The sequence below is a fragment of the Cytobacillus sp. genome, assembly GCF_964223445.1.
Classification (GTDB): domain Bacteria; phylum Bacillota; class Bacilli; order Bacillales; family Cytobacillaceae; genus Cytobacillus.
In genome coordinates this window covers 16,544-30,032 of sequence record NZ_CAXQGS010000063.1, presented here as the reverse complement: position 1 = coordinate 30,032, position 13,489 = coordinate 16,544, and the positions used below count along the sequence as shown (strand labels likewise).

Annotated in this window: 14 protein-coding genes and 1 pseudogene; 5 read left to right on the top strand and 10 right to left on the bottom strand. The window is 40.4% G+C overall.

The window, feature by feature from the left end; genetic code table 11:
• Positions 1-668: pseudogene (locus ACEQ1T_RS12075) on the bottom strand (AIM24 family protein); the annotation flags it as partial.
• Positions 665-1,369 (bottom strand): bifunctional 2-polyprenyl-6-hydroxyphenol methylase/3-demethylubiquinol 3-O-methyltransferase UbiG, encoded by a 705-nt coding sequence (locus ACEQ1T_RS12070; protein ID WP_206839283.1) that lies wholly within the window; start codon positions 1,367-1,369, stop codon positions 665-667. The pseudogene ACEQ1T_RS12075 and the gene ACEQ1T_RS12070, both read right to left, overlap by 4 nt.
• Positions 1,370-1,513: 144 nt before the next feature.
• Here ACEQ1T_RS12070 and ACEQ1T_RS12065 point away from each other — a divergent pair, with 144 nt between their 5' ends.
• The gene (locus ACEQ1T_RS12065) at positions 1,514-1,732 is read left to right on the top strand and encodes a DUF3892 domain-containing protein (RefSeq protein WP_206838036.1); all 219 of its coding nucleotides are present in this window, start codon (positions 1,514-1,516) and stop codon (positions 1,730-1,732) included.
• Positions 1,733-1,778: 46 nt separating this feature from the next.
• On the opposite strand, the gene mntR is transcribed toward ACEQ1T_RS12065, so the two are convergent.
• The 4 genes from mntR to ACEQ1T_RS12045 all read right to left on the bottom strand — a co-directional run bounded on the left by mntR (position 1,779) and on the right by ACEQ1T_RS12045 (position 8,587).
• Complete coding sequence (mntR, locus tag ACEQ1T_RS12060; protein ID WP_206838039.1) at positions 1,779-2,204, bottom strand: transcriptional regulator MntR; 426 nt, start codon at positions 2,202-2,204, stop codon at positions 1,779-1,781.
• 403 nt (positions 2,205-2,607) lie between these two features.
• A complete protein-coding gene (locus tag ACEQ1T_RS12055; protein ID WP_370223106.1) occupies positions 2,608-4,770 on the bottom strand; it encodes a DNA topoisomerase III in 2,163 nt (720 codons plus the stop codon).
• A gap of 173 nt (positions 4,771-4,943) precedes the next feature.
• On the bottom strand, positions 4,944-7,868 hold the full coding sequence (gene pulA / locus ACEQ1T_RS12050) for a type I pullulanase (RefSeq protein ID WP_370223105.1): 2,925 nt from the start codon (positions 7,866-7,868) through the stop codon (positions 4,944-4,946).
• Positions 7,869-8,296: 428 nt separating this feature from the next.
• Positions 8,297-8,587 carry a hypothetical protein gene (locus ACEQ1T_RS12045; protein WP_206838044.1) on the bottom strand — a complete coding sequence of 97 codons (291 nt, stop codon included), beginning with the start codon at positions 8,585-8,587 and terminating at the stop codon, positions 8,297-8,299.
• A 317-nt stretch (positions 8,588-8,904) separates the two neighbouring features.
• Here ACEQ1T_RS12045 and cspD point away from each other — a divergent pair, with 317 nt between their 5' ends.
• On the top strand, positions 8,905-9,105 hold the full coding sequence (gene cspD, locus ACEQ1T_RS12040) for a cold-shock protein CspD (protein ID WP_009791749.1): 201 nt from the start codon (positions 8,905-8,907) through the stop codon (positions 9,103-9,105).
• A 57-nt stretch (positions 9,106-9,162) separates the two neighbouring features.
• On the opposite strand, the gene ACEQ1T_RS12035 is transcribed toward cspD, so the two are convergent.
• The gene (locus ACEQ1T_RS12035) at positions 9,163-9,339 is read right to left on the bottom strand and encodes a zinc-finger domain-containing protein (RefSeq protein WP_206838045.1); all 177 of its coding nucleotides are present in this window, start codon (positions 9,337-9,339) and stop codon (positions 9,163-9,165) included.
• Positions 9,340-9,365: 26 nt separating this feature from the next.
• Positions 9,366-10,022: a reverse transcriptase-like protein gene (locus ACEQ1T_RS12030; protein ID WP_206838047.1), complete on the bottom strand. Its 657-nt coding sequence runs from the start codon at positions 10,020-10,022 to the stop codon at positions 9,366-9,368.
• Between the two features lie 186 nt (positions 10,023-10,208).
• On the opposite strand from ACEQ1T_RS12030, the gene ACEQ1T_RS12025 reads away from it, so the two are divergent.
• The 3 genes from ACEQ1T_RS12025 (at position 10,209) to ACEQ1T_RS12015 (ending at position 12,408) form a co-directional block, all read left to right on the top strand.
• Complete coding sequence (locus ACEQ1T_RS12025) at positions 10,209-10,886, top strand: queuosine precursor transporter (RefSeq protein WP_206838049.1); 678 nt, start codon at positions 10,209-10,211, stop codon at positions 10,884-10,886.
• 198 nt (positions 10,887-11,084) lie between these two features.
• On the top strand, positions 11,085-11,498 hold the full coding sequence (locus ACEQ1T_RS12020) for a reverse transcriptase-like protein (protein ID WP_206838051.1): 414 nt from the start codon (positions 11,085-11,087) through the stop codon (positions 11,496-11,498).
• Positions 11,491-12,408, top strand: coding sequence for a DMT family transporter (locus ACEQ1T_RS12015; protein ID WP_206838053.1), 918 nt, complete (start codon positions 11,491-11,493; stop codon positions 12,406-12,408). Before ACEQ1T_RS12020 ends, ACEQ1T_RS12015 begins: the two co-directional genes overlap by 8 nt.
• Before the next feature lie 38 nt (positions 12,409-12,446).
• On the opposite strand, the gene ACEQ1T_RS12010 is transcribed toward ACEQ1T_RS12015, so the two are convergent.
• Positions 12,447-12,710, bottom strand: a complete 264-nt coding sequence (locus tag ACEQ1T_RS12010; protein WP_206838057.1) for a DUF6123 family protein — start codon at positions 12,708-12,710, stop codon at positions 12,447-12,449.
• Positions 12,711-12,818: 108 nt separating this feature from the next.
• Positions 12,819-13,280 carry a divergent PAP2 family protein gene (locus tag ACEQ1T_RS12005; RefSeq protein ID WP_009332661.1) on the bottom strand — a complete coding sequence of 154 codons (462 nt, stop codon included), beginning with the start codon at positions 13,278-13,280 and terminating at the stop codon, positions 12,819-12,821.
• Positions 13,281-13,489: the final 209 nt, after the last annotated feature.

The following is a 13,489-nucleotide window of genomic DNA, read 5'->3' as shown; positions in this document are numbered from 1 at the left end:
CTTCTTCAAATGGCTGAACTACTACAAAACCGACCTGAAAACTTCATTTGGATCGACTCTCCGCTTCCTCTTCCAAGGAACGTTTTAAAAGAGACATCTGTTACAAATTCGGGCTGCAGTGTACCTGACCATGCAACTGTCGCATTCGGATCTGTATATACCGGATTATCAGGAGTAACCAAAAGTGTCAGCGGCTCATAGTGAGAAGTGATAGCCACCATTCCTGTTCCTTCTAAACGGACATTGAACAAACCTCCTGCAAGCATGCCTGCCATCCTCTTCATTAACTTAATGTCCCAGCTGATGGAAGGCTCGAATGCAAGCAGATCATTCCCATTTACAAAGATGGCATCTCCATTGAGATTCAGGATTGAAATCTTCTTTCCCTGGTCTGCAAGGTACAGTTTCCCATTGCCTGTAGCTTTCATTAATGCTGTGCCTTCACCAGTGAGTGCCTTTTTGAACATTTTGCCTAAGCCATGCTCGAGAATCCCTTCGCGCTCAAACTTAATTTGGCCGCGGTAGGAGACCATCCCCCCTGCTTTAGCCCAAACCTGGCTGGTTAAATTAATTTCGAGCATCCTTGGTGTTTCAAGTTCAAATAATCCTTCTCCTTTATCCTGCTGTTTCGTCTGGCTTACAAACTCTTCAATTGAATATCTGCTCATTCTTTTCCCATCCCTTTATTTTTATTGTTTTCAAGTATAAAGATCCACATAAAAGATAATGATTGCTTTAGCTCATCAGTCAGCGAGCCTTTTGAAAGCTGGTCTGATGCTTTTTTATAAACAGCCATTTCATCAATTTTTGACCATCCATTTTCATTTGCAAGCTGTTCAAATTCCCACGGCATCATGGTGTTGCAGATAACTTTTTCCTTATATAGCCTGCGGTAGCTGTTAGCCCGGGGTGCAGCTGTTGGACCAAGAATGCCTATACAAGCCCTTCCGCATGGCTTAACAGTTCGCTGAATTTCTTTTAATACATCCAGCGGGCTCTCTGTCCATTCCAGTGAATTGATGGCAAGGACCGCATCAAGTGCATTCTCTTCAAGCGAAAGATCGGAAATGTCTTCTTTCTTAAATACCGCACCAGTTTTTTCGTTCAGTTTTTCCGCTTTATGTATCATCTCTTCAGAGACATCAATCCCGATAACCTTATAGCCAGCCAAAGCAAGTTTGTACGATCCATACCCATCTCCACATCCAAGGTCACATACGGCAGACCCCTTTTTGACATGCCTTTCGAAGAAGGAGATAATATCCTTTCGGCTCCCTTCCTCCCACATTGACGCGCTCTTTGCATTCCATGATTCCGAATTTTTATCCCAAAGCTTCTCTGCTTCTGCAGACCAGTTAAAAGTGCTCATCATATCCCCCCGTGTATGCATACGATTGTCCATTAAAAAAGTTCCCAATATTATAAATTCGCTAAGATTATCAGAAATACCTCTGATTATAAAATGTTAAAAACGTCAACAATATTGATAGAAAATGAATAAGGAGAGTTTTGTATGAACGGCGAACAGCTGACAGCAGTCTACAGAAACAACAATGATGAGATTATTTCATTCCAGACATCCGGAGGACGGATCATTTCTTATCGTAAAGCACTATTGGAGGCTGAAGAAGGCTTGATTGAGGGTATTCAAATTTACGAACACGAAGATGGTTCTATGTATCTAAATCCTTCCTATGCGTCATCTTTTGATGATTTCCCCAGCTTCTATTAAAACAGTAACAGTACATGAAAAAACCTGACGCAAAGCAGTCAGGTTTTTACTGTTCTTCTTCATTTTTACGCTGGATTTCCCTCAGCACTCCAATGCGGCTTTCATCTTCTTCAAAAAACTGAACCAGGTCGCCAACCCTGTCGATGGCATCCCAGCTCAGGTGATGTTCAATGCCTTCCACATCTTCATAAATATTTTCTTCTTTGACTCCAATAATACGCAGGAGCTGTTCTAAAAGTTCATGCCGATATACAAGCCTCTTGCCGATTTTTTTCCCTTTTGGCGTTAAAATAAGCCCTCGGTATTTTTCATAAACAAGATACTCATCTTTATCAAGCTTCTGAACCATTTTTGTCACAGAAGAGGGATGTACAGCGAGAGCCTCGGCAATATCAGAAACTCTGGCATATCCTTTGTCTTCGATTAACATATATATTTGTTCAATGTAATCTTCCATACTTGGTGTTGGCATTACACAACCTCCTGCCAATTAGAAAAGCGCAAGCGCCTTGCCCACAAAGGAACGCAGACTAAGAACGCCACGTCCTGTGGCAACGTCTGCATGACCCGCATCCTGCGGGCCTCAAGCACAAGACGAGCCTCTCAGAAAGGCGTTTTTTGCCTTTTTGGGAGGATTGCCCGAAATGTGGAGGCTTATGACCCCGAGTCCCTAGGAGCCGAAACAAGACAAGCTTGTGACCTCGAGGGGGTAGGCGCTGGAGCTAGACAATTCTCAAAATTCAAAGATAAATTCAAATATTAGAAAAGCGCAGAGCGCATGTTCACTTTATATCTTTCATAAATAAATATAGGACTTTAACGATTTTACTACAGTTGGAAAATAGAGACAAGGAAAGATGCTGCAGCAGGCAAAATCAGGTCTTTTGCGGGAAGAGAAATTTGACTCTGTTCTCGTGTCGGTCCCAGGTTAATTTAGCTGAAAATGTTTTATCTTTTCCTTTGCTTGTAAAACCTTCAACTAATTCTGTTTCCCCATCCTTCAATAGCTGTTTGATCAGTTTCTGAGTCATCGTCTTGCCCATAATGCTTTTGGAAATAGTGAAAGTGCATTTTGTTTTATTATAATTGGAGCAGCCATAAAAGCTCCCCTTATCAACAACTTTACCATCACACAGCATGCATTTGCCCAGATTGGCTGCTCTTTTTTGCTTGAATTTCCCAGGCGTGAACCCCTCTTTATCTTCCTCAGAGAATGTCCACTTTCCCGCATGTTCAATGGAGGCGGAAATCAAATGGCCTACCATTTTATTGGTTTGCTCCATGAATTGTTTGGGGGATGCCTGACCATCCGAAATATCCTTCAGCCGCTGTTCCCATTTGGCTGTCATTTCTGGAGAAGCCAGTATTTCTGTGCCTATTGCTTCTATCAGGATTTTTGCTTTGGAGTTTGCATATACAAGATTCTTCTTAATATCAATGTATTTGCGCTCCTTCAGCATTGTGATGATTCCCGCCCTTGTAGCTTCCGTTCCGAGGCCTTCCGTCTTCATAAGGACCTTCTCAAGTTCCTTATCTTCAATTTGCTTCCCGGCCGTTTTCATCAGTGTTATCAGTTGCCCTTCAGTATACCTTTTTGGCGGCTGGGTTTTGCTTTCTTTTACATCCGCCTTTAAAACTGTACCTTGATCACCAGCCTGCAATAACGGCAGAATCGGTTCCTTCTCCTTCTCCTGCTGCGGAATCACTTTTCTCCAGCCTTCTTCAAGCTGTACTTTTCCCTTGGATAAAAACAAAGCTCTTCCATCTGCAAGGGTCTTAATAGTTGTATATTCTGTTACAGCTTTTCCATAATGTGCAGCTATTAAGCTCCTTACGATCAGGTCATAGAGAATTTTTTCATCCGAAGATAATTTTACAAGGTCGGGCACCTGCTCGGTCGGAATAATGGCATAGTGATCAGTTACCTTTTTATCATTCACATACCGTTTATTCTGCAAAATCGAGCTTGAAGGCAAAGGGAAAAATTCCTTATACTCATCTTTTGTTTCCATTTTTCTGAGGATCTCCGGAAACATTTCGGCTTCTCCTTCTGTTACATGCCTGGAATCAGAACGAGGATATGAAACGATTCCTTTTTGATAAAGCTTCTGCAATACATCAAGTGTTTTTTTTGGCGGAAATTTGAATCTGCGGTTGGCTTCTGCCTGCAATGCAGAAAGGTTATAAAGCATCGGCGGCAGGAATTCTTTTTTTTCGGCCTGCACATCTTCTACCTGTGCATCTTTGTCCCTGCAGAATGCCGCAATCTTTTCGGCAAGCTCCTTCGTCTTAATTCTTGATTCCCCATCTTTTTCCCACTTGCCGGTATATTTTTTCCCGTTTACTTTAAACTGTGCATCTACTTCCCAGAAAGGTTCGGAAACAAAATTCTGGATTTCCATTTCTCTTTTTACGATTAAAGCTAAAGTGGGAGTCTGAACCCTTCCTGCTGAAAAAACATCCGAGAAGCCTTTCTGCTGCAGAAGAAGACTGTATAATCGTGAAGCATTCATGCCAACAATCCAGTCGGCACATGCTCTCGTATAGGCTTCATAATATAAGTTCCTTGTGTCACTTTCATCCAGCAGGGCAAGAAATCCTTCCCTTATGGATTTAGGTGTCAAGGAAGAGATCCAGAGTCTTTTCATGGGCACTCTGGTACCGGTAAGCCTTAGAATATTCCGGATGATAAGCTCGCCTTCCCTCCCTGCATCACCAGCATGGATAATTTCTGTTAAATTAGGATTAGAAGCAAGCTGTTTGATTATATTAAATTGTTTTGCTTTATCCTTTGTTACTTCATATTGAAATTGCTCCGGAATTATGGGCAATGTATCCAATGACCATTTTTTCCAATCCTTCTTGTATTTCTCAGGGGCAGACAGCTGGCATAGGTGGCCTATAGCCCAAGTAACATGAGCCCCTTGGGGAAATATATCGTTCGGAAGGATCTCAATATATCCCTGGTGTTTCTTCATTTTAAAAATAGAAGCCAGCGTCATACCCTGATCGGGTTTTTCCGCGATTATCAGTTTCATACTTTAGCTCCCTTTGCATTGTAGAACAAATTGTAGACATCTATTTTAATATTAACCTAAAAATTTAGCAAAGGGAGTTAAAATACCTATATAGTTATGAAATTTTTTAAAACAATCGTGTTCTGCTAAGCAAAACAAAAGAAGAACCCCCTGACAGGATTCTCCTCCGTTACTTATCTTTTTAGAATAAAGCTTGTTTGTGAAGGCACTTCAATTGTTTTTGACTGATATATCTTTAGGGTTCTTATCCCTGCCTGTTTTCCGTCTGCAAGCAAATGCCAAGGGCCCTTGCCTGGAAGTGTTATTTTGGCTGGTTCTGTATTTGCATTATGGATTACAACAATCTCTTTCGCTCTATCTTTTAGGCCTTTTGCATCCAGTCTATAAGCCACCGTATTATCCGGGGCATCAATAAATTCAAGCTTTGATTGAATATCCTCAGCTGTTGTCATTCTAAACGATTTATAATGCTTTCTGAGTTTAATCAGACCTTTAAAATAGTCAACTTCCCCGCTGAAATCAGTTCGGCGGTCCCAGTCTAACTGATTTACACTGTCAGGGGATTTATAGCTGTTGTGATCCCCGTATTTTGTCCGCATGAATTCCTGGCCTGCATGAATAAAGCTGACTCCTTGGGATGTCAGTATAATGGAAGATGCTAGTTTATGCATTTTCTTTCTTGATTCCTCCGCTGCATCTGGATTGGTCAGTTCAAGCTTATCCCAAAGAGTGTGATTATCATGTGCCTCAGCATATGTAACCGCCTGCTCAGGATCTTTGTATGTGGCCATTGTACCCGGATAATCCAAGCCTGCTGCAATTCCTTGCTGAACAAAGGTTTCCATGCCTTGCTTGCCATTTACAAAACCTTTATCCAGTTCATCAAACACACTGCCTTTTAAACCATCCCGGATGCCATCGTTGAAATGGCCAATACCAGGCATATCTTCGGCATTTTTCTGATTTGCCTTCCTTTCAGCTGCCAGTGGTGTGTTTAAATCCCATCCCTCCCCAATGATAATGATAGTAGGGTCAATTTTATCCAATGCCTTTCTTACTTTATTCATTGTTTCAGTGTCATGAATGCCCATCAGATCAAAGCGGAATCCATCAAGATTGTATTCTTCAGCCCAATAGGCAACAGAGTCGACAATAAATTTCTGCATCATTTTTCTTTCCGAAGCTGTATCATTGCCGACTCCTGTGCCATTGGCAAGTGTTCCATCTTCGTTATAGCGGAAATAGTAGCCTGGAACAAGCTTATGGAAACTGGATTCATTCACTGCAAACACATGATTATAAACAACATCCATTACAACCCGCAGCTGCTCGTTATGGTATTCCTGAATCATTGTCTTCAATTCCGTAATTCTTGCAGCTGGATCATAAGGATCAGTAGAATACGAGCCTTCCGGCACATTATAGTTTTTAGGATCATAGCCCCAGTTATATTGTGGTTCGTCCAGTTTGGTTTCATCAACTGTCCGGTAGTCATAAATCGGAAGGAACTGAACATGTGTGACTCCAAGATCTTTTATATGATTTAAACCTGTTTTTGCTCCTTTTGAATTTAAAGTGCTTTTCTCAGCAGCCCCAAGGAACTTCCCCTTATGCTTAATACCGCTGTTCTCATGAATCGAAAGGTCCCGTATATGAACTTCATAAATGATGGAGTCCTCTGGATTTTTTAACTTCGGCTTCTGTTTATTCCACTTTTTAGGGTCGGTTGAATCCAGATCCATTACAACGCCCTTGTCGCCATTCACTGTTACAGCCCGGACATAGGGATCAGTCGCTTCTGTCCATTCCCCTCCGATTTTAACTCTATAATTGTAAATCAGTCCATTTTGATTACCTTTTAGAACAGTTGTCCACGTTCCTTTTTCACCTCTTTTAAGAGGAAGTTCTTCAGCGGTCTGATCATCCCAGCTGTCATAAAGCACTATCGATGCTTCACTTGCTGTAGGGGCCCAAAGCCTGAAGGAGGTTTGATTTTTCGTATACTGATTTCCCAGCTTCCCATTATAATAGAAAGCATCATCAAATTCCTTTGATCTGATAATATCCCCAATCTTCACCTCTGCCTCTCCGAATGAAACTGCAGAGATTTTATATGATTGCCTGAAATCTAGTTTTTCTTCTGTTATCACTCTTACTTTATTTGTAAAATCCTTTTCCTCGTCCCCGTCATAAGGGTCAACTTCTTTAATATCGGCATTGTCAATTTCAATTATGGATTCCCAATCCTTCCACCGGAAAGGAAAATTGGTTTCAAGCGTAATCTGATTAAAAGTATCCATAGAAGCATTCACTATTTTTGGATCTTTTTCAATAAACGCTGGATTGTAATAAATTCTTTCTGTTCCCTGAACAATCCATACTTCTGCATTCCCATTTTCATCGAACTTTGTAATAAAGCGATCACCAAATTCCTTGCCTGCCCAGTCATTTCCTTCCATGCTCTTCCTGACTATAAATCCGGCCTTTTTCATACCTTCCGGATTTTCAAGCTCAAATTCAGCAACTTTCCCAAAATCATCTACTGATGTAAAATCAACTCTTTTGCCATCCTTGCCTTCTGGCCAAGTCCATAAATTCCAGCCTTCATAATTACCGTCATATCGAAAGTAGTGGAGTTTTACCTTCACCCTTTCAAATGCTGGAAAGTCCCTGTACTCACCATCAGGCGGTGATGTATATGTATGTTCATCGCCTGCTTTCACCCATACTTCATCAATGCCGCTCTGTACATTGATGAATCGGTCTCCCCCATCCTTCTCCCAGCTGTCAGTGCGGACAATAAATCCAACTTCATCATGGATTCCCGGGAGTACAATCTCTGCAGTAAGTCCAAATTCATCTTCACCAGTAAATTCAAAAACCTGACCTTCGCCATCTTTAGGCCATACCCATAAATTCCAATCCTTTGTGCTGCCTTCTGCAGGCTGATAATGGATAGTGACTGCTGTAGTCTGACCGAGCCCTTGTTGTGTTGTTTTTTCGGCCGATGCAATCGTTTGCATAAATGGGGATAAAAAATTGGATGCCGCCATTATTATAGCTGCGGCCAGAAAAATAAACTGTTTATACCCTTTCAATCTAAGTCCTCCTTTATAAATTATTTAAAGATTCCTGCAATTATATATTAATCCAAAAAGGAAAGCGTTTGCATAAGGCGGAAGACTCTGTGATTTTTTACCTATTAAACCTATTCACAATAAGAATAGCGCAAGCGCCTTCCCCACCCCCGGCAAGCACAAGACGAGCCTCACGGAAAGGCGTTCTTTGCCTTTTTGGGAGGGTTGTCCGTAATGTGGAGGCGACTGCCTAGGGACGACAAGCACAAGACGAGCCCTGCAAGAAGGTGTTCTTTCCTTCTGGAAGGGATTGACAAGTCTTTCGTCCCTAGGAGCCGCAACTAGACAGACTTGTGACCTCGAGGGGGTAGGCTGCTTGCGCTAGACAGTTATCGAGGTACAAAATTTTATACTTTTTTATCTCTCAAAAAAAAATCGGCTTTTGCCGATCATTCTTTTCGATAGCGCTTTAATGTCAGATTTTTTTGGATGTACCATTTATTTTCTGTGACAATGTTGGAAACCGTCAAAATCATGGATGGTATTTTTTCAACATTAAATACTATGATGCCTAATTGGTCATTCATAATAATAAAAGACTCTCCATGCGAGTATAGAGGGAGGTCCTTGCCAAGCTGCAGGATTGAGCTGATGATGGCCTGCTTTTCTTCCGCTTCCATTTGGATGTTGGGTGAAAACCTCAAGATCCAATCTTGATTCTCAATGGAAAACCGATACATTTTCCTCACCCTTTGGCAACAAGATAATTATTAATTAATATGAGAAAATCTATAATTTATGATATCAAAACACTGAGTAACCATTGCATTACACTCTCAAATTAACAAAAGTTAAAATATTTAAAATATTTTAATGTTTTTTGTAAAAAAGCGTTTCAATTCCTTGACGGAAAGTGCCCATTCGTGTATATTATAATCATCATTTAACAGAATATATTTCCGTTATTAGATAAAATATCTGCTCTATGTTTTGTTAGGTGGTAATATTCATCTAAGGCACAAGATGTGTCTTGACAGGCTTAGGAGGAAAAGTAAACATGCAAAACGGTAAAGTAAAATGGTTCAACAATGAAAAAGGTTTCGGTTTCATCGAAGTAGAAGGCGGAGACGATGTATTCGTACACTTCACTGCTATCCAAGGTGATGGTTTCAAATCTTTAGAAGAAGGCCAGGAAGTTTCTTTTGAAATCGTTGAAGGAAACCGCGGACCTCAAGCTGCAAACGTTGTAAAATTATAATTCAAATATAACGATTATAAGGCTGGCATCTGCCAGCCTTTTATTTTCGTCCATTATTTATGAAAGTTTGCTGCCAATTGATTTAATTTTCTCACCTACTGTACACTCTTTAATGCAAAATCGATGGGCATATCTGCGCCCTCTTTCCTCTTTATGGTGTTTATGAAGGAAGCAGTCTTTGCAGTAACTGATCATCAGCTCCTCCACTTCATTAATAATTTCCTTCCTGCTCAAACGATTCACGCCTTCCTTTTACCCAATTATATGATTTGCATTTTGCTGTTAATAAACTTCCTCTGCAGTGCCTGACCGGCCAATTTATCTGCTTCTTTGTTTTCATTGCGCGGAATGGGTCTATACCTTGGCAGGATACCAAGCTTTTTTATTTTTTCTTCAATACGGTCAAGCCAGCGGTTTAAATTTTCTTCATAACATGGCCATTCACCTTCAAGCTGTTTCAATACTACCTGGGAATCCCCTTTGAATTCACAAGTCATATGATGAACGCCCATTTCTTCGAGCAGGCTGAGAGCGTAATAAATGGCCGCATATTCTGCCTCATTATTATTATCCATCTCATCAAAGAGCTCATTTGCCCGCACACGGTACTTTTTTTTGCCCTGTTTAAAATATATTACTGCACCGAGACCAGCCTGACTGGTTTCATTATTAAATCCGCCATCAAAAAATACGGTAATATCATGAGGATCCTCTTCCACTTCCATTAGAAGCTTTCTCATTTCTTTTGTGCTCCATGAAGTGCCGGCTTCATCATAATAAATTACTTCTTTGCCCTTCCCTGATTTTTCAATATCTTCTCCAATCTGTAATGCTGATTCACCGTCAATCCAATCTGAAGTAAATAATATATCCTCATTTCCTTTAAGTTTATATTTCCATTCCAATTTATATTTCATAAAGGTCAGCCTTTCTGTACTTTATTAGCTGGTCATCATTATTAGAACTGTTTGCAATAGTTGAACTTATTATACTTTACTCAGTTTATTACTAAATGAGTATATTTCAAGGTATAATGGTCAATGACAATTTTATATCTCCTGCGGTTCGCAAACTCCCGCATTAACAAAACTAGGAGGAATATGATGTTTAATGAATGGTTTGGTTTGCTCTTTGCAATTATTAATTTCACATTAGTATTGGCTATGTACCGCCTCTTCGGAAAGACTGGTTTATTCGTATGGATTGGCTTCTCAACTGTTATGGCCAATCTTCAAGTTGTAAAAACCATAGAAATGTTCGGCCTGACGGCTACTTTAGGTAACGCTATGTACGGTACCGCTTTTCTCGTTACGGATATCCTAAATGAAAAGTACGGAAAAGAAGAAGCAAAAAAAGCTGTATGGCTTGGTTTCTTTACTCTTCTGTCCATGACTCTCATCATGCAGATGGTATTATTATTTAAACCGCATGAAACAGATTTTGCACAGGAACCCCTCAGCACTCTTTTTTCGATTCTGCCGCGGATTGCTGCCGGAAGTCTCGCAGCCTATTTAGTCAGCCAATTTACGGATGTTTATATCTTTACCTATTTAAAAAAGAAATTTCCAAAGGATGGCCAATTTTGGATCAGAAATAATGGCAGCACCATGATCAGCCAGCTTTTGGATACCCTTGTTTTTACTAGCATTGCTTTTCTCGGTGTATTTCCCATGGAGGAATGGATTCAAATTTTCATCACAACTTATTTGCTGAAATTTATAGTAGCTATACTTGATACCCCGTTTGGCTATATAGCTAAACGTTTTCCAGTAAAAGATTAGGATGCCGTTTTGGTATCCTTTTCTTTATCGCAGTCTAACGTGCATTAAGCCCCCCCAATTCAAGACTCAGAGGTATCAATGGAGGATAAGTGGGGGATAAAGCCCTCCACTGATTGAAGTTTCACTTTATCGATTATTTTTATGATAAACTACATTTAGTTTACCCCATAATGCTGTTAAAATCAGGAGGCTGTTTAATTGATTGAAGTATATATCGATGGAGCAAGTGCCGGAAACCCAGGTCCAAGCGGCGCAGGCATATTCATTAAAAATAATGGCCAAGTTGAACGCTATTCCATTCCGTTAGGAAATATAGAAAATCACGAAGCCGAATACCGCGCATTTATTCATGCTCTGGAAATATGCATAGAAAAGGGATACAAATCAGTTTCCTTTCGAACGGATTCACAGCTCGTTAACCGAGCCGTTGAAAAGGAATTCGTTAAAAATAAAAAGTTTGTTCCCTTGCTTGAAAATGCTTTGGAGCTTACAAGACAATTTGATTTGTTTTTTATGAAGTGGGTGCCAAGCTCCGAAAACAAAGGAGCAGATGAATTGGCCAGAGCTGCCATCCGCAAAAATAGAACGAAAGGTCAAAAAGGATATGAATAGACCGGTTATATTTGCAGATGTAAGCCTCTTGCTGGTTGCCTTTGTGTGGGGAACCACCTTTGTGCTTGTACAAAACGCCATTGCTTTTCTTGAGCCATTTTCTTTTAATGGCGTGCGCTTTTTCATTGCCGCTTTCCTGCTGGGAGGCTGGCTTGTTATTTTTGAAAAAGAACAGTTAAGGAAAATAAACAAAAAGCTTTTGATTTCTGGAGTTATTATGGGCTTGTTTTTATTTATAGGCTATGCTTTCCAGACAATCGGACTTCTTTATACAACATCTTCAAAAGCTGGCTTTATTACGGGGTTAAGTGTAGTAATGGTCCCTGTCTTTTCTTTTATGCTTTTAAAAATTAAGCCAGGGTTCAATGCCATTATAGGCGTATCAATTGCAACAGCGGGATTGTATTTGCTTACAATGACTGATAAAGTCTCGCTAAATATAGGTGATGCCTATGTATTAATCTGTGCAGTCGGTTTTGCCCTTCATATTATATTCACTGGGAAATACAGCAGCAAATATCCAGCCCTGCTATTAACAGTTATACAAGTAGGGACCGTGGCAATACTATCAGGGATTTTTGCGTTTTTCACAGAAAATTGGCAGCAGGCATTTGAAACCGGAGTCTTACTTAAGACTAATGTGGTGACTGCTCTGATTGTAACTTCACTATTTGCTACCGCGATCGCATTTTTTGCACAGACGGCATTTCAAAAATACACAACACCTACTAGAGTAGCCCTGATCTTTGCCATGGAACCTGTGTTTGCAGCCGCTGCGGGATTTATGTGGGCGAATGAGAGACTTTCCTTTAGTGCCCTGACTGGCTGTCTGCTTATTTTCGCAGGAATGGTTTTTGCAGAAATTCCTGCAAAGAAAACCTTATCGATCTTTAGGAAAAAAGCAGCTTAATAAATTGAAAAGGCGTGTTCTTATTAAAGTCACGCCTTTTAAATGATTGCTTTTTCTTTTACAAATTTTATTGCTTCCCGCCTGCTGGTAATATTCTTTGAAACCAATGTTTCAAGCAAAGATACGTAAAAACTGCCGTCAAATGATTTCTGCGCCTTTAATGTAAGTTCTATTGCTGCATTGGCAAGCTCGTCTGAAGCATTGGTATAATTTTTGCCAAAGTAAATGAAGCCAACCGCGTCTTCCCGAAATTGAAAACCTTTACTTTGCAAAAAGTGCAAATACTCTTCAACTGTCTTCATTTTACTTACCCTCTTCCCCTGCTCCCTTTGCGTTCTCCTAAATCTTACTTGATTTTTCGACAATTATCTACCTTTTTTCTGCATGAAGCAGGGGTGTTGCAAGCTCATTTATTTCTTCTTAGTTAGAAGGTAGCCAAGTGTTCCGGTTAATACACCGAGAAGAGCTCCGCCCAATACTTCTGCTGGCTGGTGGCCGAGCATTTCCTTCAGTTTCTTTGGACCTTCCTCCTCAAACTTTACTGTTTCATCTTTGTGAATTTTATCAACCAGCTCACCAAGGCTGTTTACCTTTAAGGTTAGCTCACCGGTCTGGCGCCTGATTCCCTGGGCATCATACATAACGATCAGGCCATAAACCAGCGATAAAGCAAAGTCGACCGTCGGCACACCACGCTTTAAAGCAATAAAAGTAGTTAAAGAAGAAACACCTGCCGAATGAGAACTTGGCATGCCCCCTGTCTGGAAAAATAAATCCGGGCGAAGTTCCCCCTTTTTCACATAATGGATGGGGATTTTCAGGCCCTGTGCCAGCCCTATACTTAAAAGAGCGATATAAACTCCCTTATTCATAACAACTCACCTCTTCTTTATTGTGAAGTATGCAGACTTTTATTATTCCTCCTTCAAATGTTAAATAGGCTTGTATTCATGGAGTAATTAAACCCCAAGACAGAAGAAAAATTCACCGCATCAGTTGCTAAATTGTACCCTCGATAGACATGATTAAAACCCGAAGACTTTAACAATAATAAGGTTATCAATGGAGAAATTGCTGACTG